Annotated in this window: 17 protein-coding genes and 1 other RNA gene; 7 read left to right on the top strand and 11 right to left on the bottom strand. The window is 68.1% G+C overall.

Annotated features, from left to right (window positions below; genetic code table 11):
- Positions 1–3 precede the first annotated feature (3 nt).
- Both ACPL7H_RS05395 and glnA read right to left on the bottom strand, forming a co-directional pair.
- Positions 4–3,045, bottom strand: coding sequence for a bifunctional [glutamine synthetase] adenylyltransferase/[glutamine synthetase]-adenylyl-L-tyrosine phosphorylase (locus ACPL7H_RS05395; protein WP_424796044.1), 3,042 nt, complete (start codon positions 3,043–3,045; stop codon positions 4–6).
- A gap of 73 nt (positions 3,046–3,118) precedes the next feature.
- Positions 3,119–4,453: a type I glutamate--ammonia ligase gene (gene glnA, locus ACPL7H_RS05390; protein WP_424786095.1), complete on the bottom strand. Its 1,335-nt coding sequence runs from the start codon at positions 4,451–4,453 to the stop codon at positions 3,119–3,121.
- 106 nt (positions 4,454–4,559) lie between these two features.
- Between glnA and ACPL7H_RS05385 the strand changes: the two genes are divergently transcribed.
- Together ACPL7H_RS05385 and panB are read left to right on the top strand one after the other, a co-directional pair.
- The gene (locus tag ACPL7H_RS05385) at positions 4,560–6,203 is read left to right on the top strand and encodes an NAD+ synthase (protein WP_424796043.1); all 1,644 of its coding nucleotides are present in this window, start codon (positions 4,560–4,562) and stop codon (positions 6,201–6,203) included.
- 9 nt (positions 6,204–6,212) lie between these two features.
- Positions 6,213–7,067, top strand: a complete 855-nt coding sequence (panB, locus tag ACPL7H_RS05380) for a 3-methyl-2-oxobutanoate hydroxymethyltransferase (RefSeq protein WP_424796042.1) — start codon at positions 6,213–6,215, stop codon at positions 7,065–7,067.
- A 26-nt stretch (positions 7,068–7,093) separates the two neighbouring features.
- Here panB and ACPL7H_RS05375 read toward each other — a convergent pair whose 3' ends face one another.
- Positions 7,094–7,930 carry an N-acetylmuramoyl-L-alanine amidase family protein gene (locus ACPL7H_RS05375; protein WP_424796041.1) on the bottom strand — a complete coding sequence of 279 codons (837 nt, stop codon included), beginning with the start codon at positions 7,928–7,930 and terminating at the stop codon, positions 7,094–7,096.
- Positions 7,917–8,147 (bottom strand): SPOR domain-containing protein, encoded by a 231-nt coding sequence (locus ACPL7H_RS05370; RefSeq protein WP_424786099.1) that lies wholly within the window; start codon positions 8,145–8,147, stop codon positions 7,917–7,919. Before ACPL7H_RS05370 ends, ACPL7H_RS05375 begins: the two co-directional genes overlap by 14 nt.
- A gap of 85 nt (positions 8,148–8,232) precedes the next feature.
- On the opposite strand from ACPL7H_RS05370, the gene ppgK reads away from it, so the two are divergent.
- Entirely contained in the window at positions 8,233–9,042 is an 810-nt protein-coding gene (gene ppgK, locus ACPL7H_RS05365) for a polyphosphate--glucose phosphotransferase (RefSeq protein ID WP_424796040.1), read from the top strand.
- Between the two features lie 153 nt (positions 9,043–9,195).
- The gene (locus ACPL7H_RS05360; protein WP_424796039.1) at positions 9,196–9,456 is read left to right on the top strand and encodes a hypothetical protein; all 261 of its coding nucleotides are present in this window, start codon (positions 9,196–9,198) and stop codon (positions 9,454–9,456) included.
- Positions 9,457–9,508: 52 nt separating this feature from the next.
- On the opposite strand, the gene rnpB is transcribed toward ACPL7H_RS05360, so the two are convergent.
- Positions 9,509–9,874, bottom strand: an RNA gene (rnpB, locus tag ACPL7H_RS05355) — RNase P RNA component class A.
- 132 nt (positions 9,875–10,006) lie between these two features.
- Between rnpB and ACPL7H_RS05350 the strand changes: the two genes are divergently transcribed.
- Positions 10,007–10,537, top strand: a complete 531-nt coding sequence (locus ACPL7H_RS05350) for a pyridoxamine 5'-phosphate oxidase family protein (RefSeq protein WP_424796038.1) — start codon at positions 10,007–10,009, stop codon at positions 10,535–10,537.
- A gap of 46 nt (positions 10,538–10,583) precedes the next feature.
- Positions 10,584–11,084, top strand: a complete 501-nt coding sequence (locus ACPL7H_RS05345) for a GyrI-like domain-containing protein (RefSeq protein ID WP_424796037.1) — start codon at positions 10,584–10,586, stop codon at positions 11,082–11,084.
- A gap of 28 nt (positions 11,085–11,112) precedes the next feature.
- On the opposite strand, the gene ACPL7H_RS05340 is transcribed toward ACPL7H_RS05345, so the two are convergent.
- Both ACPL7H_RS05340 and ACPL7H_RS05335 read right to left on the bottom strand, forming a co-directional pair.
- Positions 11,113–12,279 (bottom strand): aminotransferase class V-fold PLP-dependent enzyme, encoded by a 1,167-nt coding sequence (locus tag ACPL7H_RS05340; RefSeq protein WP_424796036.1) that lies wholly within the window; start codon positions 12,277–12,279, stop codon positions 11,113–11,115.
- Positions 12,276–13,394, bottom strand: a complete 1,119-nt coding sequence (locus tag ACPL7H_RS05335) for a tryptophan 2,3-dioxygenase family protein (RefSeq protein WP_424796035.1) — start codon at positions 13,392–13,394, stop codon at positions 12,276–12,278. Before ACPL7H_RS05335 ends, ACPL7H_RS05340 begins: the two co-directional genes overlap by 4 nt.
- Before the next feature lie 161 nt (positions 13,395–13,555).
- Here ACPL7H_RS05335 and ACPL7H_RS05330 point away from each other — a divergent pair, with 161 nt between their 5' ends.
- On the top strand, positions 13,556–13,909 hold the full coding sequence (locus ACPL7H_RS05330) for a cupin (protein ID WP_424786106.1): 354 nt from the start codon (positions 13,556–13,558) through the stop codon (positions 13,907–13,909).
- A gap of 56 nt (positions 13,910–13,965) precedes the next feature.
- On the opposite strand, the gene ACPL7H_RS05325 is transcribed toward ACPL7H_RS05330, so the two are convergent.
- From ACPL7H_RS05325 to ACPL7H_RS05310, 4 genes are read right to left on the bottom strand one after another with little or no spacing between them, the layout of a single operon-like run.
- Positions 13,966–15,357 (bottom strand): ABC transporter ATP-binding protein, encoded by a 1,392-nt coding sequence (locus ACPL7H_RS05325; RefSeq protein ID WP_424796034.1) that lies wholly within the window; start codon positions 15,355–15,357, stop codon positions 13,966–13,968.
- A complete protein-coding gene (locus ACPL7H_RS05320) occupies positions 15,347–16,369 on the bottom strand; it encodes an ABC transporter ATP-binding protein (protein WP_424796033.1) in 1,023 nt (340 codons plus the stop codon). Before ACPL7H_RS05320 ends, ACPL7H_RS05325 begins: the two co-directional genes overlap by 11 nt.
- Positions 16,362–17,501 carry an ABC transporter permease gene (locus tag ACPL7H_RS05315; protein ID WP_424796032.1) on the bottom strand — a complete coding sequence of 380 codons (1,140 nt, stop codon included), beginning with the start codon at positions 17,499–17,501 and terminating at the stop codon, positions 16,362–16,364. Before ACPL7H_RS05315 ends, ACPL7H_RS05320 begins: the two co-directional genes overlap by 8 nt.
- Positions 17,501–18,529 carry an ABC transporter permease gene (locus ACPL7H_RS05310; RefSeq protein ID WP_424786110.1) on the bottom strand — a complete coding sequence of 343 codons (1,029 nt, stop codon included), beginning with the start codon at positions 18,527–18,529 and terminating at the stop codon, positions 17,501–17,503. Before ACPL7H_RS05310 ends, ACPL7H_RS05315 begins: the two co-directional genes overlap by 1 nt.
- Positions 18,530–18,591: the final 62 nt, after the last annotated feature.

Below are 18,591 nucleotides of genomic sequence, written 5' to 3'. Positions count from 1 at the left end.
GGCTCAGCCGAAGAAGAGGCGCTCCACCACCGTGCGGCATCGTCGGGAGGCGCGTAGCCAATCGGCTTCCAGGTCCGTCGCGTGACCGGGGCTGTATCCCATCAATCGAGAGGCCACGGTCAGCTCCTCACCAGCGGGAAACACGTCGACCCGCTGCAGATTCGGCCGGCCGGTGGCCAGCACGTTCGCGTTGCGCAGGCGTGAGGCCAACTCCCAGGCCTCGCGCATCCTGGCTTCATCGCCAGGGCTGATCAGGTCCGCGTCCCGGGCGGCCCGCAGCGGCCCGAGCGTCTCGGTCTCGCGCAGGCCCGAGACAGCGTGGCCGTGCTGGAGTTGGAACAACTGCACCGTCCACTCCACGTCGGACAGGCCACCGCGGCCCAGTTTCAGGTGGTGGGCGGAGGAGACCCCCCGGGGCATTCGCTCATCCTCCACCCGGGCCTTGATCCGGCGCAGTTCGCGCACCTCGGACCCATCCAGGCCTCCCTCGGGATAGCGCAACGGGTCGATCATGTCGGTGAAGGCTCGCGCGAGCTCGCTGTTGCCTGCCACCGGGCGGGCGCGTAGCAGCGCCTGGCGCTCCCACCCCTGGGCCCAGCGCTGGTAGTACTCGGCGTAGGAGGACAGTGTGCGCACCATCGGCCCGTTCTTGCCCTCCGGGCGCAAGGCGGCGTCGACCGGTAGTGCTGGTTCGGACTCGGTTGAACCGAGCAGGCTGCGGACGCGACCGGCAACGGTCAGGGCCCACTTCTGGGCCAACTGCTCATCGACGCCCGGGTGCGGCTCGTGGACGAACAGTACATCGGCATCGGAGGCATACCCCACCTCCTGGCCACCGAGGCGGCCCATCGCCACGATGAGGAATTCGCCGGGGTCGGTCTCCAGGCCCATCTGCGGTGCGGTTTCCAGTGTGGCGATCCGTAGTGCACCTCGAAGGGCGAGATCCGCCGCGGGGGCGATGATCTCACTCATCGCCTCTACTCGTACGCCGTGCAACACGTCCGCGATCGCGCCCCGGGTCAGCTCCCGCCGACGGATGTAACGCACCGTTCTGGTGGCGCCCTCCGGGTCCTCCCGTCGCTGCAGCATCGCGTCCAGGCTCTGCCAGAGCGACTCCAGTGAACGGGGGCGCAACTCGGCGTCGTCGCCCAGCCAGGCCACCGAGTCGGGTGAGCGGATGAGATTCGCGGCCACGTACTTACTACCCGAGAGCAACTGGGCCAGGCGCTTACCGGCCACGCCCGAATCGCGCAGCATCTTCAGGTACCAGTGGGTGGCACCCAGTTCCTCGGAGAGTTTCCGGAAGGACAACAGTCCCTGGTCCGGATCGGCGCCCTCGGCGAACCAGCCCAGCAGCACCGGCAGCAATTGCCGTTGGATCTTGGCGCGACGGGAGTACCCGGTGGACAGCGCGGCGATGTGCCGTAGCGCACCGGCAGGGTCGCGGTAGCCGATCGCCGCCAGGCGGGCCGCGGCCGACTCCGGTGAGAGCCCCGCCTCATCGGCCGACAGCCGTGCTGTGGCCGGAAGCAGCGGCCGGTAGAACAACTCCTTGTGCAGTTGTCGCACCCGCACCCGCGTGGTGCGCCACCGCTCGGTCAACTCCTCCACCCCGGTGCCGCCGTGTCCCAGCGACCGGGCCAGCCGGCGCAGATCCTCCTCCGCAGTGGGAAACAGGTGTGTTCGTCGCATCCGGTGCAACTGGATCCGGTGCTCCAGGAGCCGGAGGAAGCGGTAACACTCCCCCAGTTCCACAGCGTGATCGCGGCCCACGTACCCAGCCGCGGACAACTCGGCCAACGCCTCCAGGGTGTTGGCCGAGCGCAGGTCGGGATCCAGACGCCCGTGCACCAACTGCAGCAACTGAACGGTGAACTCCACGTCCCGCAGCCCCCCGCGGCCCAGCTTGATCTGCCGGTCCGCCTCCGCGGCAGGTACGTGCTCCTCCACCCGGCGACGCATCGCCTGGGAATCCTCCACGAAGTTCTCCCGGTTCACCGCCTCCCACACCATCGGTGCCAGGGCCTCCACGTACGCCCGGCCCAGCTCGGCATCCCCGGCCGCCGGGCGTGCCTTGAGCAGGGCCTGGAATTCCCAGGTCTTCGCCCACCGTTCGTAGTAGGTCACGTGCGAGGCCAGCGTGCGCACCAGCGGCCCGTTCTTACCCTCCGGCCGCAGGGCGGCATCAACCTCCCACAGAGGTGGCTCCTTCGCCGGCCGCGAGCACATCTTCGCCAGCGCGGCGGCCAGTTTGGCGCCGACCCGCACCGCGTCGTCCTCGGTGCGGTCCCCGGCCGGTTCCACCACGTAGATCACATCCACGTCGGAGACGTAGTTGAGCTCGCGCCCCCCGGACTTTCCCATTCCCAGCACCGCGAGGCGGACATCGCGGGCCTGGTCCCCCAGTTCGGCCCGGGCCAGCGCCAGCGCGCCTTCCAACGCGGCGGCGGCCAGGTCGCTCAATGCCGCTGACACCTGGGGCTGCAGGGCCTCGGGATCCGGCGCGGTCAGGTCCTCGGACGCGATCAGCATGAGTTCGCGCCGGTAGGCACGCCGCCAGGAATCCAGTGCCCCCTCCCCCGGGCTGGCGCCCACGGGGACCGCATCGTCGGGGTCGGCGCCGGCTGCGGTGAGTAGTCGCCGTCGGACCCGCTCTGCGGGCATCTGCAATCTCTCACCGGCGCCGCTGAGCATCTGCACCGCCACCGGGTGCGCCACCAGCCAGTCCCCCAGAGCCGCCGACCCACCCAGCACGGCGAGCAATCGCGATCGCACCGGCGCTGCCTCCGAGAGCAGCTCATACAACGGTTCCCGCTCGGCCGCCGCCTCGACCAGCCGCACCAAACTGAGCAGGGCGAGATCCGGATCCGCCACCCTGCCCAGTTCGGCCACCAAATCAGCCAGGGCACCGGCGTCGGGCGCGGAAGGTTCCGCGCCACGCTCCAGCAGCGGTGCCAGTACCGGGTCTGCGAACAATTGCCGGGCACGCCCGATATCGGTGAACCCTGCACGCGCCAGCAGCCGCGTGGGCGACTCCGTGCGCATCACATCTCCTTATCCACCGGGGCAGGCGATCGGTCCCGTGGCGATGACGCCGACGAGCCGATACTGCCCCCGGTCAGATCAGCCCGATCCGGGACAACTCGAACGGGCTGACCTGGGCCCGGTAGGCATCCCACTCGTGGTACTTGTTCTCCAGGAAGTACTGGAACACCGACTCCCCGAGTGTGTCGGCCACCAGTTCGGAGGACTCCATCACCCGGCAGGCCTGCTCCAGGCTGCCCGGCAGCGGATCGATCCCGAGGGCTCGGCGTTCCCCGTCGGACAAGGCCCAGACGTTGTCCTCGGCCTCCTCGGGCAGCTCGTACTTCTCCTGTACCCCCTTCAGGCCCGCGCGCAACAGCACCGCGAAGGCCAGGTATGGGTTGGCGGCGGCGTCCAGGCCGCGGTACTCGGTCCGCACCGACTGGCCCTTGAGGGGTTTGTACATCGGCACCCGCACCAGCGCCGAACGATTGTTGTGACCCCAACAGACATAGCTGGGTGCCTCGCGCCCACCCCAGAGGCGCTTGTAGGAGTTCACGAACTGGTTGGTCACCGCCGCGATCTCGTGACTGTGCCGCAGCAGTCCGGCCATGAAGGAGCGCGCGGTGGGCGAGAGCTGGTACTCGGCCCCCGGGGCGTGAAAGGCGTTCACATCGTCCTCGAACAAGGACAGGTGCGTATGCATCCCGGACCCGGGCTCGCCCTGAAGCGGTTTGGGCATGAAGGTGGCCTGGAAATCTCGTTCCAGGGCCAGTTCCTTCACCAGGGTCCGAAACGTCATGATGTTGTCCGCCGTGGACAGGGCATCGGCATAGCGAAGGTCGATCTCGTTCTGACCCGGGCCGGCCTCGTGGTGGGAGAACTCCACCGAGATGCCCATTGACTCCAGCAGCGAGATCGCCTCACGTCTGAAGTCGTGCCCCTTCTGGCCGCGCGCCACGTGGTCGAAGTACCCGGCAGTATCCACCGGCACCAGCGGTGCGGTCTCGTCCTCGTTCAGGTGGAACAGGTAGAACTCGATCTCGGGGTGGGTGTAGAAGGTGAATCCGTCCTCGGCGGCCACGCCGAGAGCGCGCTTGAGGACAGCTCGTGGGTCGGCCGGCGCCGGCTCCCCCTCCGGGGTGAGGATGTCGCAGAAGATCCGTGCGGTGTGCGGGCTGTCCCTGCCGGGAAGCAACTGGAAGGTCGAGGCATCCGGCCTGGCCAGCATGTCCGATTCGGAGATCCGGGCCAGGCCCTGGATCGAACTGCCATCGAATCCGATGCCCTCGCTGAAGGCGTTCTCCAACTCCGCCGGCGCGATCGCCACCGACTTCAACGTGCCCAGCACGTCGGTGAACCACAACCTGATGAATCGGACGTCTCGTTCCTCCACCACCCGCAGGACGTGCTCGGCTTGCTGGTCCATCGTTGGGGCACCTCCACTCGGATCGGGCCGCCCGCCCGGGTCGGCCACCGTGCGGGTTTACATCATGGCAGGTCATCGCGGGTTCATGCGTTCTACGATGGGCCGCATGAGTGCACTACGCGTCGCTATGGCCCAGGTCAATCCGACTGTGGGGGACCTGGACGGCAACGCCGCCCTGGTGCGTGCCCACACCGCCACGGCCGCCCGCCAGGGCGCCACCGTGGTGGTCTTCGGGGAGATGGCCCTGACGGGTTACCCGATCGAGGACCTGGCGCTGCGCACGTCCTTTCGCGAGGCTGCCCAGGCCGGCGCGGCCGAGTTGGCCCGGGACCTGCAGGCCGACGGTTTGGGCGAGGTCGCCGTCGTCGTCGGGTCCCTGGGCTCCGCCCCCGACGGCCGGCCTACGAACACCGCCCTGGTGCTGCATCACGGCGGGATCGAGTACACCTACACCAAGCAGCACCTACCCAATTACGGGGTGTTCGATGAGTACCGCATCTTCGCACCCGGGACGCAGGCGGGGATCATCCGGGTCGGTGCGCACCGGCTCGGTCTGGCGATCTGTGAGGACATCTGGCGCGACGGCAACGTCATCGGGGACCTGGCCGGAGCGGACCTGGCCGGGTTGCTGGTGCTCAACGGCTCCCCGTACGAACGGGGCAAGACCGATCAGCGCGCCGAACTGGTGGGCCGGAGAGCCGGTGAGCTCGGCTGCCCGGTGGTCTACGTCAACCTGATCGGCGGTCAGGACGACCTGGTCTTTGACGGCGGCTCCTTCGCTGTGGATGCCGGTGGGCAGGTCCTGTCCCGGGCCTCGATGTTCCGTGAGGAGGTCGTGACCGTGGATCTGGCCGGGGGTCCGGGGCAGGCTGTGGCGCCCGCAGGTTCGGACCCGGATCAGATGTACCAGGCTCTCGTGCTCGGCCTGGGTGACTACGCGCGCAAGAACAACTTCGCCTCGGTGGTGCTGGGCCTGTCCGGCGGCATCGATTCGGCACTCGTGGCCGCGATCGCAGCCGATGCACTCGGCCCTGAGGCGGTGGTGGGGATCTCGATGCCCTCGGCCTACTCCTCGGAGCACTCCCGCGACGACGCCGCCGACCTGGCCCAGCGGTTGGGCATGCCGGAGCAGAACTTCCGCACGGTTGGCATCGTCGACCTCTTCGATGCCTTCCAGGCTCAACTGCGCCTGGAGGGGGTGGCCGAGGAGAACCTGCAGGCCCGCATTCGGGGACTGATCCTGATGGCGGTGTCCAACAGCGAGCATCATCTGGTGCTCGCGCCGGGGAACAAGAGCGAGCTCGCGGTGGGTTATTCCACCATCTACGGCGACGCGGTGGGCGGGTTCGCGCCGATCAAGGACGTATCGAAGTCGCGGGTGTGGGAACTGGCCCGCTACCGCAACGAACGTGCCCGCCGGGACGGGCAGGTGGAACCGATCCCGGAGAACACCATCACCAAGGAACCCTCCGCCGAATTGCGCCCCGATCAGCGCGACACCGACTCCCTGCCCGACTACGCCGTCCTCGACGCGGTGCTGGAAGCGTATGTGGAGCGGAACCAGAGCCGTGCCCGACTCGTGCAGGAGGGATTCGCGGTCGAGGTGGTCGACCTGGTGGTCAGGCTGGTGGACCAGGCGGAGTGGAAGCGCCGTCAGTATCCCCTGGGACCGAAGGTGACCTCGATGGCCTTCGGCCGGGACCGACGGTTGCCCGTCACCGGCGGCTTCCGGGAGCAAGCACCCCGGTAGGCTGGCGTCATGCCTGAGCCGACCGAGCCCACCTCTGCCCTGCCCGCGGTGAACGCCCGACGCCCCAGGCGGGTGCGGGTGCAGCATCTGGAGGCCGCCAAGGCAGCCGGTGAGCGACTGACCATGCTGACCGCCTACGACGCGATGACTGCTCGGATCTTCGACGAGGCCGGGATCGACATCCTGCTCGTGGGTGATTCCATCGGCGACAATATGCTCGGCCACCCCAATACGATCCCGGTCACCATGGACGAACTCATCCCTGCCGTCCGGGCGGTGACCCGGGCCACCGCGCGCCCCATGGTGGTGGCCGATCTGCCGTTCGGCTCCTACGAGGCCTCTCCCACGCAAGCGTGGGAGTCCGCCGTGCGCATGCTCAAGGAAGGCGGAGCACATGCGGTGAAGATCGAAGGAGGACGACGGGTCGCCGCCCACGCCAAACTCCTCACCGACGGCGGCATCCCCGTCTTCGGGCACCTGGGTCTGACGCCGCAGTCGGAGAACATCCTGGGCGGCAAGCGGGTGCAGGGACGTGGTGAGGACGCCGCCGGGGCGCTGCTGGCCGACGCGCTGGCCCTGCAGGAGGCCGGCGTGATCGGTGTGGTGCTGGAGATGGTGCCGGCCCCGGTGGCGCAACGGATCAGTGACCAGTTGCGCATCCCCACCATCGGCATCGGTGCCGGTGCGGGGTGTGACGGCCAGGTGCTGGTCTGGTTGGACATGGCCGGTATGGGTTCCTGGGCGCCGCGATTCTCCAAGCAGTTCGCCCAGATCGGCACCGAGTTGAAGCACGCGGCCCAGGCCTACGCCGCTGAAGTCCGGGACGGGTCGTTCCCGGCGGCCGAGCACACCTACTGGGAGTAGAGCCTACCGGCTCGGACCTCCGGGGCTCAGTTCCGACCGGCGTCGAGGCCCTCGTGCCAGAGCAGCACGCCCTCGGCCAGTGCCTCGGCATAAGCGAGTCGGCCCTGCGCCGAGGTCATCAACTCCGCATCGGCCGGGTTCTGCATCTCGCCCAGTTCCACCTGCACCGCGGGACGTCGCGCAAAGTTCAGAGTCGCCAGGTCGGAGCGTTCGGCGATGGCGTCGTCAAGCCCGGGGTGTGGCTGTAGGCCGGCCGCACCCATGCCCTCGACGACGGCTTCGGCGAGCTGCCGGCTGGGCCCGTCCTGGGACGGCGAGAGCGCCGGGTCAGCCACCGCCACGTGGAACCCGGATCGGGTGCGGTCCTGGTTGCTGCTGGCGTGCAGCGACAACAGGATGTCAACGTCGTTGTCCTCGGCGAACCGCCCGCGCACGTCCACGCACGGCCCGATGCTGTGGTCGTCGGTACGCGTGGACAGCACCGTCGCGCCCAGGTACTCCAGCCGCTCGGTCAGCACCTGCGCCACGTCGTAGGCGAGTTCGTGTTCGGTGTACCCGTCCATGGTGGAGGTTCCGAGCGTGTCACAGGTCGTGAAACCGCCACGGCCGTCGGAGACTCGTTGGGAGATGGCGCGCAGATCGCCGAAGTTGCCGCCGTTGTGCCCCGGGTCCAGTGCAACCACCACGCCCTGGAGGGGGCGAGTCCACTTGCTGTACCGATTCAGGTCCAGCCCACCGTCATCGCCGGGGTCGGCGAGCGCGGGCGCGGCAAAGCCGAGACCGAGCACCAACGCGCACAGCAACGCGATGGCCCGACCCAGCCTGGGCATCCCGTCCCGGTCGGCCTGATTACACTCCGTCATCATCCTCACCTTCGGCCCAGGCGCGCTCACGCTCCTCCTCGGCCTCCCACTCAGCGTTACGCTCCCGTGCGATCTTCAGTGCACGGGCGGCTTCCTCCGGTGTGTCATAGGGCCCCATTCGGTGGCTTACGCCACTGACATAGCCCTGTTCGACCTTACCGGTGCTGACGTTGAAGTAGTACTTGCGTTCCACGGAGTCGTCTGCGTGCTCAGCCACGACCGACCTCCTTTGATGGCAAGCTAGATTATGGCATGGACCGGCGATGCCTGGATAGCGTTTGCCACGCACGCTCCCTTCACACGTGAGCAAAGGAACCGACAAGGCCACCATGAACCTCTCCATGGAACATTCCCTCGAGGCGGACGCCATCGGCTTCGGTATCGACATCGGCGGTTCGGGAATCAAGGGCGCTCCCGTCAACCTGAACACCGGCAGGTTCCTGACGGACCGGTTCCGCCTCCCCACCCCGAAGGAGTCCACACCCGAGGCGGTGGGGCTGATCCTGAGGACGATCGTGGAGCGATTCGACCTGCCCGAGCAGGTTCCGGTCGGAGTGACCTTTCCGGGCGTCGTCCAGCACGACGTGATCGCGACCGCGGCGAACATGCACTCCGACTGGGTCGGCACCAACCTGGCCGAGGTGGTCGAAACCCACACGGGCCGCGCAGCACACATCATCAATGACGCGGACGCCGCCGGGTACGCGGAGATGCGGTACGGGGCTGCCAAGGATGTGCCCGGGGTGGTGCTGGTGCTGACGCTGGGCACCGGGATCGGTAGCGCGCTGATCCATAACTCCGTACTGGTGCCGAACACCGAACTGGGCCACCTGATCATGGACGGCGACAGCGCCGAGAAGATCGCCTCCTCCGGTGTGAAGGACAAGATGGGGTGGTCCTATGAGCAGTGGGTGGTGAACCTGCAGCGCTACATGACCCACGTCGAGTTGCTCTTCTCCCCGGACCTGTTCGTCTTCGGTGGTGGAGTCAGCAAGGACCACAAGAAGTTCGTGCCGTTGCTGACCACCAATGCCCCGATCGTGCCGGCTCACCTGAGGAACAAGGCCGGCATCATCGGGGCGGCGATCATGGCCGCCGAAGCAGAGGCCTGAGGAACTCTGCCGCACTACCCGCAGCGACGGGTTGGGCGGGCGCCGGTGTGAGGGGCTCCCTGATCCCGCCGTAGTCCCCGGTTGGTAGACTGCGGCGCCGCGGAGCCGCTGCTCCGCTGATCAGGGGTCAAATACTCTCAGGGGGCAGTGCTAGTGAAGCGTTCCATCCGCAACGTGATCTCGGTGATGCTGGCCGCGATCCTGCTCGCGGCGGCTTGTAGCAATCCGGACGAACCTGCCGAACCGCCGATGCAGCATCCGCAGACTCCTCCCGATTCCGGCGATGACGCCGCGGCCGGAGAACGACGCAGCCCGGACGCCCACGATGAGGAACCGGACCGGAGCGCCGAGGTCGATGCCGTGGTCGCGACCACGACCCTGTGGAGCGGCATCACCGATGTGCCGGTGGAGTAGCACGCCCGGTCGCTGCACAACGGAGCGGGCCGGAACCAGGTGGCTCGGAGGGCGGATGAGTCGGCCGGTACGCCGGGTTCTGTCGCCGGGGCGTGCGCCCCGGGGGCGGCCATCCATCTAGGACCTGCGTTACCGCAGGCCTCCAGCGACCTACCCGGAAACTCGGGCGGGCAGCCCTCAGGTGTTTCCTGTCTGGTCTTGCTCCGGATGGGGTTTACCTAGCCACACCGGTCACCCGGTGTGCTGGTGGTCTCTTACACCACCGTTTCACCCTTACCGCATCAAGATGCGGCGGTTTACTTTCTGTTGCACTGTCCCGCGGGTCACCCCGGGTGGGCGTTACCCACCATCCTGCCCTGTGGAGCCCGGACGTTCCTCGGTACGGATCTCTCCGCAACGCGACCGCCTGGCCGACTCATCCACCTACATTCTATTCGACCGAACAGCCCAGCCACGTCGGCCGGCTCGGGCTTGTTCTCGTCAGTGCGATGAGTTCTGCCCCGTGCCAGGGTCAGTACCACATCACCCCATCACAACGCGGAGGACCTGGATGAACGAATCGACGCCCGCACCCGAACTCGACCGCCGCTACTCCGATGCCGATGCCCGCCCTCCGTCCTGGCGTGAGGTGAGCGCGGTGTTGCAGGAACGGCAGATGTTCTGGCTTTCCACGACGCGCGCGGACGGGCGACCACATGCGGTGCCGTTGCCGGCGATCTGGCACGAGCGGGTCCTCTACTTCGCCACCGGCGTCACCGAGCAGAAGGCAGTCAACCTGGCCCGCTCCCCCACCTGCGTTCTGAGCACCGGAACCGCTGATATGAACTCCGGGCTGGACGTAGCCGTGGAGGGCGACGCCGAGCGCGTCGCCGACCCCACCACGCTGCACCGGCTCGCGGACCGCTGGCTGGCCGAGCTCGACTGGCCCTACGACGTGGTGAGCGGCGGTTTCGCCCACCCGGGGAGCGACCCGGAGCCCGGAACCGAACCGGTTCTGGTGTTCGCTGTCCGGCCCACAAAAATTCTCGCGTTCAGCAAAGGCACGCCGTTCAGCCAGACCCGATTCCGGTTCCCGGGCTGATTCCGCCCGAGCCATGAGCGCTCCGACTGACCCGAGGGAGCAGATCATGCGGTTCACACAACCAACGATTGCCCAGCGCGATGAGCAGTACTACGTGGGAGTCCGCACCCGGGTTCCCATGCAGGAACTGGGCTCGGTGATACCCCCGTGCGTGGACGAGGCGGCGGCATGGCTGGCGACGCGGGGAATGGAGGCGACCGGAGCCCCCCTGGTCCGCTATCACGTCATTGATATGGACACCGACCTCGACATCACCGTCGGTTTTCCGGTGCCCGGGCCTGAGCGGGGCGATGAACGCATCGTCGCCGGGGTGCTGCCCGCGGGGCGGTACGCCTCGTTGCTCTTCACCGGTGTGGAGAACGGTACTCAAGGGAATGGGGCGCTGATCGATTGGATCGCGCGACAGGGACTCCGGATGGATCGCGAGGAGGGCAAGGATCGGGATGTCTTTGGCGGACGCGTCGAGTCCATGCTTGATGGACCGGACGATGACCCCGACCCATCGCACTGGCGAACAGAGGTGGCGATAAGGCTGGCGGACGATTAGCGCAACCGAAGCATAGAAGCTCAGCGCCTCAGACCCTGCCGAACTCCTTGATCAGCCGGTCCACGTCCTCCTCGTCGTGGTACACCCCCAGTCCCAGGCGCAACCGGTCGGCGCGGTGATCCACCAACACACCCCGTTCGGCGAGGGTGCGTGCGATCTGGCCCGCTGCCGGGGTGCGGTAGGTGAGGAAGTGCCCACGGTCGCACCCGGCCGCTGGGATGAGTTCGGCTCCGGCGAGGATGCCCGGATGCTGCACCAGGCCGGCCAGCACCCTGTCCTGCAGTCCGGACACGTGCCCGTGGATCTCGGCCACGCCCACGCCGAGGTCGTCGAGCCAGCGCTGCACCGCGTTGAACCGGAATAACCCCGAGGGGTCGAACGTGGATCCCGCCAACCGTTGCCCGCCCCGGGCATACGTGACGCCCCTCGATCCCGTGCCCGGGCTGTCCGCTAGGTGATCGAAGGCGGCGAACCAGCCGGTGTTGACCGGTCGCTGCGCGTACCCGGGAGGTGCGTTGACGAAGCAGACCCCCTCCCCGGCCATGGCGTACTTGTATCCCCCGGCCAGATAGAACGCCCGGTCCTCGATCGGGGTGACCGAGGTGGGCAGCGCCATGAACGCGTGGTAGCCGTCGACGACGACGAAGGTGCGCTCGTCCGGTACCGCGGACACGATCTGGGCCACATCGGGCACGGCGTAACCAGAACTGTAGAAAACATGGGAGAACAGGATCAGATCGTGCTCGGGCCCCATCGCGTCGACGAACCGCTCGGGGAACGTGTGCAACGGTTCGGCCGGCACCCGCTCCACCAGAGCCAGGCCAGCCTCGGCCCATCTGTCCAGTTGCCGGGTGGCGCTGTGGAACTCGGCGTCGGTAGTCAGCACCCGCATCGGCATGGGTAGCGCCGAGCAGATCCGCAACAACAGTTCGTGGGTGTTCTGGGCGAAGGCGATCTCATCGGCATCGCTCAGGCCCAGCCGGCCGGCCACGTGGCGCCTGGCCTGCGGCAGTTCGGTCTCCAGCACCGTGGCCCACTTGCCGTCCAGATCCCTGGCTGCCACGTCCCAGGCGCGCAGGTGTGCCTCGCGCGTCACGTCCGGCCACGGGTGGTGGCTGTGCGCGGCCAGGTGCAGCACCCCGGAGCGCAGGGCAGCGTTGAAGTGCTCGGCGAGGCTCTTTCGCCCGCCGATCATCCGCCGTCGTCCTCGAACTGGAACCGCAACTGGGCCGAGACCTCCCTCGGAAGCCGTGGCAGGGCCGAGCGGGGCACGTAGTAGGTAGGTAGGTCGAACAGGTCGTTGAACACCCGGTGCCGGTTCGCGGCGGCGGCCAGGTAGGCGTGCCCGGAGGTGCCACCGGTGCCGATCTTTCCGCCGATCATCCGGTGCACCATCACCGCGTGGCGCTGGCGCCACGTGGTGAAGCCCTCGTCGACGTCCACCACCGCGCGCAGAACCCGGAACGGGATCTGGAACAGGGGCTCGTCCCGGTACAGGTTGATCAGCAGGGCCGCCAGGAAGGCATCGCGGGACAGATGCCGTTGCCCTCGGTCCTGCAGTTCGGCGTAGCGGTCGGCGTCGAACAGGGTCTGGAAGGAGTCAGCAGTGGCGTCCAACGAGGCCAACTGCTCGGCACGCCCCTCCTCGGTCAGGCTCTCCAGATTCCGGATCGCGTCCCGTTCGGCTGCGAGCATGGTGTCGACCGCCCCGGCGTAGGCGGACCAGAAGTCGAAGTCACCGAACCGCAGGAACGGGGTCCGTGCCAGCCACTCGTCCAGTCCGGCGCGCAGGGTCGGGGCGGCCTCGGCATCGGCGAGCAGTTCGGCGTGCTCGGCCGACAGCACCGCGGTGTAGGGCGAACCGTGGATCTTCAGCCGTCGTTTGACGTCCAGGCCAAGCCGGTTCTCGATCAACCGGAACTGCACGCTCTGGAAGCCCGAGGCGGGCACCAGTGCGTCCCGGAAGTCCAGGAAGTCCAGCGGGGTCATGGTCTCCAGAACGGTCAGTTGCTCCAGCAACAGCCGCTGGATCGCGGTGATCCGTTCCAGCCGGTCGGCCACCTGTCCCATCGCATGCTCGGGTATGTGACCGGCGTTCATGATGTGCACGGCGTCGTCGAGTTCGTGCAGGATCTGCTTGAACCACAGTTCATAGGCCTGGTGCACCGTGATGAACAACAACTCGTCGTGGGCGCTGCGCCCGCCGACGTCACTGCGCGGGTTCTGGGCGCTGAGCAGATGCTCCAGGCCCAGGTAGTCCCAGTAATACAGCGCGCCGCCGTCGGTGGTCGCCCGGGCATCGGAGGTCATGCCACCAGGGTGACACCTGCTGGGGTGGCGCGGGCGGTATTCGGACTGCCCATCGCGCCGGTTCGGGCGACCCGGTCACCAGATGGCGGCTTCATCGGGTGCACCCGAACCCCGCTACCGGGATAGGCTCGTGGAGTCGGAGGACGACATCTGGAGGCATCGTGGCCAACTTGGACGATCTGTGCACCACCCACGTGGAAGCGGCCCGGGCTGACCCTCATGGGCGCAGTGCCGAACTGATCGTGCGCGACGGATTCCTACGACAATCCGTGATCGCCATGTGCACGGGCACGGAACTCGCCGAGCACAACTCCCCCCACGCTGCCAGCATCCAGGTGCTCACCGGGCGCGTTCTGGTCACCAGTCTGGGTGAGCGGGACGTCGAGGTCGCCGAGGGGCACCTGCAGGTGCTGACCCATGAGCGGCACGCGGTCCGGGCACTGACGGACTCGGTGTTCCTGCTCACCACCGTCACCAGTGTGGGCCAGCAGGACGGACCCGAGCGCGGGATCTAGCCGAGCGCGGGTCTAGGCCAGGGCCGGTTCGCCCGGCGACTTCGGTTGCGGGCCGTTCACGTCGCCGGGGGCGCCTCGTCGTTGAACCGGGGATCGTGCAGGTGGCAGGCCACCCGCACCCCGCCGGCCGGGCGCAGTTCCGGGTCCACCCCTTCGCGGAAGTCCACCCGCACTCCCGAGCCGGTCACATCGATGGCCCGCACTCCCCGCCACAGCGGCTCGTCCGGATCATCGGTGCGTGCGCTGTTCAGGACCTCGCCGACCTCCTGCGCGGTGTGACCGGACGGGGCCGGTAGCGACACCTGTTCCATGCCGCCGTCCAGATCGGCCACCCCGGTGACCAGCGGCTGTTCGGTGCGGTAGACCTCATCGCCGCGCTCCAGCCACCGCCGCTCGAACATCGCCCCCAGGTCCCGGCCCTCCCAACCACACGCTCCGAACGCGGCCGGGCAGCGCGGGTGGAAGGAACACCCGTGGGGCGGTGCGGCTGCGTCCGGGATCTCCCCCCGGGGCAGATCCCGGACCACCGATCTGGAGGGGTCGGGATCGGGAACCGCTTTGAGCAGGGCGCGGGTGTAGGGGTGCTTGGGGTCGGCGAAGATCTCCTCGGTGGGCCCGATCTCCACGATCCTGCCCAGGTACATGATCGCCACGCGGTCGCAGAAGAACTTCGCGGTGGCCAGGTCGTGGGTGATGTAGACATAGGTCAGGTCCAACCGCTCACGCAGGTCCAGCATCAGTTCCAGGATCTTGTTCCGCACGCTCATGTCGAGCATGGAGATCGGCTCATCAGCCACGAGCAGTTCCGGTCCGCAGATGATCGCGCGGGCGATGACCGCGCGCTGTTTCTGCCCCCCGGAGAGTTCTGCGGGGAGTTTGTCCAGGAACTGCTCCGCCGGGGTGAGGCCGGTCAGTTCGAGCGCCTCGATCACCCGGTCGCGTTCCTCCTCCCGGTTGTTCACGAGCCCCTGGATCCGCAGCGGATGGCCGATCGCGGTTCGCAGGTCCATCGTCGGGTTCAGCGCCGCGTGCGGGTCCTGGAACACCATCTGCAACCGGCGGCGCAGCCGCCGCATCGGCCCCTGACCCATCGTGGCCAGGTCCGCCGTGCCGTACCGGATGTGCCCGGAGGTGGTTCCGACCAGCCCCAGGAGAGCCCGGCCCAACGTCGTCTTGCCACTGCCGGACTCCCCGACCAGGCCCAGCACCTCACCCCTGCGCAGCGACAGATCCACCCCGTCCACGGCCTTGACGGTACGACCACCGCTGCCCAGCAGGCGGGCCAGTGCGCTTCCGCGTAGATCGAAGTGCACCCGCAGGTCCTCGATCTGCATCAGCACGTCCTCGGCCGGCACGGCCGAGGCGGTGCCCGCTTCGCCCCCGGCGCCTTCCCGTCCCGGGGAGGCGGCGTCGTCGTCCAGCACCGTGGCGTCGTCGTCAGGCTTCATCGGCAACGCTCAACTCCTCTCGCATCAACGGCTCGCGCCCACCGGGTTGGATCAACTCATCCGGCCCGTGCAGCCAGCACTCCACCACCTGATCCTCAATGGCCACCGGGTGCGGGAACTGACGGGCGCACACCGTCATCGCATGCTCGCACCGGGGATTGAACCGGCAGCCGCTCGGCGGATCGATCAGATCCGGCGGGGCGCCGGGGATGTAGTGCAGACCGGTGGTGTTCAGGGAGATCGTGGAGCGCAACAGCGCCTCGGTGTAGGGATGCTGCGGGTGGGCGAACACCTCGGTGACCGGTCCCTGTTCCACGATCCGGCCCGCGTACATCACCGCCACCCGGTCACAGGCCTCGGCCACGATGCCCAGGTTGTGGGTGATGAACAGCAGGGAGGTGTCGAATCCGGCGCGCAGGTCGGCCAGGATCGAGATGATCTGCGCTTCCACCAGCACATCCAGGGCAGTGGTGGGTTCATCGGCCACCACGAAACTGGGCCGCAACGCCAGGGCCAGGGCGATCATGATCCGTTGGCGCATCCCCCCGGAGAACTCGTGGGGGTAGGCCCGGTACCTGGTGGGCGGGATCCCCATCGCGCGCAGTGTGTCGATCGCGCGGTCCCGGATCTGTGCCTTGGGTGTCTCGGGTTCGTGGGCGGACAGCGCCTCCTCGAAGTGTTCCGAGACACGCATGAGCGGGTTCAGCCGCGTCAGCGGCTCCTGGAAGATCATGCCCAGTTGCGGTCCGCGCAGGCGCTGCAGGGTCTTGGGCTTGGCCCGCACGAGGTTCTGCCCACCGAAGTCGACCACGCCGTCCACGCTGGCCGCCCGGGGCAGCAGGCCCATCACCCCGCGGCCCAGGGTGGTCTTGCCGCATCCGGACTCACCCACCAGCCCCAGCGTCTCCCCCGGGTAGAGGTCGAAGGAGACTCCGTCGACGGCGCGGACCGGACCGCGGTCGGTGCCGTACCAGACCCGCAGGTCCGCCACGGACAGCACTGGTTCACTCATGGCGGCCCTCCGCATCCGACGTGGTGCCCGAGGTACTGCCCGAGGCGCCCGGCCGGCGCCGCGCCTGGTCGGAACCGCCCCCGCTGCCACCACCGGTGGTGCGGGGCCGGCGGATCAGGCGGGCCGGACCCGGCTTCATCGAGGCGTTCACGTCCCCGGGCATCCGGACCTGCAGCAGTCGGCGCACCCGGATGGCGGGGTTGAGGGCCTCGTTCAGGCCCTCCCCCATCAGCGTCATCCCCATCACCAGCAGCACGATCGCGATGCCCGGGTAGAGCCCGGTCCACCAGATCCCGGCCCCGGCATCGGCCACGGCCCGCTGCAGGTCGTATCCCCACTCGGCCGCCTCGGTGGGCTGGATGCCGTAACCGAGGAACCCCAGTCCAGCCAGCGTCAGGATCGCATCGGCGGCGTTCAGGGTGGCGATCACCGGCACGGACTGGATCACGTTGTTCAGAAGGTACCGGGACATCACGGTGGTGCGGCGCGCCCCCATCGCCCGGGCCGCCTCGACGTAGGTCTGCTCCTTGGCGCTGACGGTGGCCGCGCGTACCACCCGGAAGTACTGCGGGATGTACACCGCGGTGATCGCCAGCGCCGCGGTGGTGGCACCACCGCCCAGCCGCTCCGAGAGCAGGAACGCCACCACGATCGCCAGCAGCAGCGCCGGCAGCGTGAACAGCGCGTCCATGATCATCACCAGTGCACGGTCCAGCCAGCGCCCGACGAAGCCGGCCAGCAGGCCCAGCAGCACCCCGATGGCCAGCGAGAAGGTCAGCGCCAGCAGCACCACGGTCACTGCGGTCCGGGCGCCGAAGACCACCCGGCTGAACACGTCGTACCCCTGGGTGGAGGTTCCGAAGATGTGCTGCCCGCCGGGGGCCAGATGGTTGGCGAACCGGCCGGCGTCGTCGGCCACCTGCGCGTGCCCGAACGGGGCCAGCACCGGCGCGAGCAGCGCCACCAGCAGCATCAGCGCGGTCAGCACCGTGCCGGTGACGAGCATGAACCGGCCCACACCGTGGGAGTTGGTGTACGGGCGGGCGATCCCGCGCAGGATCCGACGCAGGCGCGAGCCTCCGTTGGCCCGCGTCTGGGACGACGGGGCGGTGGGAACGGCTTCGACGGCCATCAGTACCTCACCCTCGGGTCGATCATCGCGTTGATGATGTCGATCAACAACGACGCGGTCACCACCGCCAGGGCGAAGAAGGTGATGATGCCCTGCACCGCGGCGTAATCACGGGAGTCCAGATAGCGCACCAACTGGCTGCCGATGCCGTTCCAATTGAAGGTCTGCTCGGTCAGGATCGCCCCACCCAGCAGCAGCGCCACCTGCAGTCCCAGGATGGTCACGAACGGGACCATCGCGTTCTTGAACGCATGGTTGATCACCACCCGCGATTCGGCCACGCCCCGGGCCCGGGCTGCCTCGACGTAGTCGCTCCGCAGCGTCTGGATCAGGTTGATGCGGATGATCCGGATGAACACCCCGGTCAGGAGCAGTCCCAGGGTCAGCGCCGGCAGCACCAGGTGCTGCAGGCCGTTGATGAACGCCGCGGTGTTCTGGGCCAGGAGGGCATCGATGAGGAAGAAGTTTGTGCGCGCCGGCACCGAGGCGAACATCACCGGCGACGCCTGTGAACTGGACGGCAGCCACCCCAACGTGCGGGCGAACAGCAGTTGCATCAAGAGCCCGACGAAGAACACCGGCGCGGCGTAGGTCAGGATGCCCAGCACCCTCAGCACCGCGTCCAGGGCGGTGTCGCGGAACCGCCCGGCGAGCAGGCCCAGCGGCACCGCCAGGACCAGCGCCACCAGGAAGGCCGCCAACGTCAGCGTGAGGGTGGCGCCACCGTTGACGGCGAAGATCTGCGTGACCGGCCGGTTGTCCACGATGGTGGTTCCCAGATCGAACCGGAGCACGCCCCCGATGTACTCCGCGTACTGCACCAGGATCGGCCGGTTGTACCCGGCCGCCTCCCGCAGTGCCTGCAGTTCCTCGGCGCTGCGCTGGCCCCCCAGGGCCACACTGACCGGGTCCCCCGGGGCCACCCGCATCAGGATGAACACGATCGTCAGGATGATCAGCACCTGGGGCACGAACAGCAGCAGCCTGGTGATCAGGTAGGTGCGTAGTGAACCGGTGGCCTGTGACACTCACCCATCCTTCCCGCGCATGGCGCACCCCGATGGGGTACGAACTCGTGGGGACCGGTCGG

The organism is Pseudactinotalea sp. Z1732, from assembly GCF_049724975.1.
Classification (GTDB): Bacteria; Actinomycetota; Actinomycetes; order Actinomycetales; family Beutenbergiaceae; genus CALKWS01.
This window is presented reverse-complemented; position numbering and strand designations above follow the sequence as displayed.

Excerpts from the sequence above, each read along its gene's own strand:
- ACPL7H_RS05325 (WP_424796034.1), bottom strand. The coding sequence starts at position 15,357 with ATGAAGCCTGACGACGACGCCACGGTGCTGGACGACGACGCCGCCTCC.
- ACPL7H_RS05340 (WP_424796036.1), bottom strand. The coding sequence starts at position 12,279 with ATGATCGGCGGGCGAAAGAGCCTCGCCGAGCACTTCAACGCTGCCCTG.
- ACPL7H_RS05385 (WP_424796043.1), top strand. The coding sequence starts at position 4,560 with ATGAGTGCACTACGCGTCGCTATGGCCCAGGTCAATCCGACTGTGGGG.
- ACPL7H_RS05375 (WP_424796041.1), bottom strand. The coding sequence starts at position 7,930 with ATGACGGAGTGTAATCAGGCCGACCGGGACGGGATGCCCAGGCTGGGT.
- ACPL7H_RS05395 (WP_424796044.1), bottom strand. The coding sequence starts at position 3,045 with ATGCGCACGGAGTCGCCCACGCGGCTGCTGGCGCGTGCAGGGTTCACC.
- ACPL7H_RS05315 (WP_424796032.1), bottom strand. The coding sequence starts at position 17,501 with ATGGCCGTCGAAGCCGTTCCCACCGCCCCGTCGTCCCAGACGCGGGCC.
- ACPL7H_RS05335 (WP_424796035.1), bottom strand. The coding sequence starts at position 13,394 with ATGACCTCCGATGCCCGGGCGACCACCGACGGCGGCGCGCTGTATTAC.
- glnA (WP_424786095.1), bottom strand. The coding sequence starts at position 4,453 with ATGGACCAGCAAGCCGAGCACGTCCTGCGGGTGGTGGAGGAACGAGAC.
- ACPL7H_RS05350 (WP_424796038.1), top strand. The coding sequence starts at position 10,007 with ATGAACGAATCGACGCCCGCACCCGAACTCGACCGCCGCTACTCCGAT.
- panB (WP_424796042.1), top strand. The coding sequence starts at position 6,213 with ATGCCTGAGCCGACCGAGCCCACCTCTGCCCTGCCCGCGGTGAACGCC.
- ACPL7H_RS05320 (WP_424796033.1), bottom strand. The coding sequence starts at position 16,369 with ATGAGTGAACCAGTGCTGTCCGTGGCGGACCTGCGGGTCTGGTACGGC.
- ACPL7H_RS05345 (WP_424796037.1), top strand. The coding sequence starts at position 10,584 with ATGCGGTTCACACAACCAACGATTGCCCAGCGCGATGAGCAGTACTAC.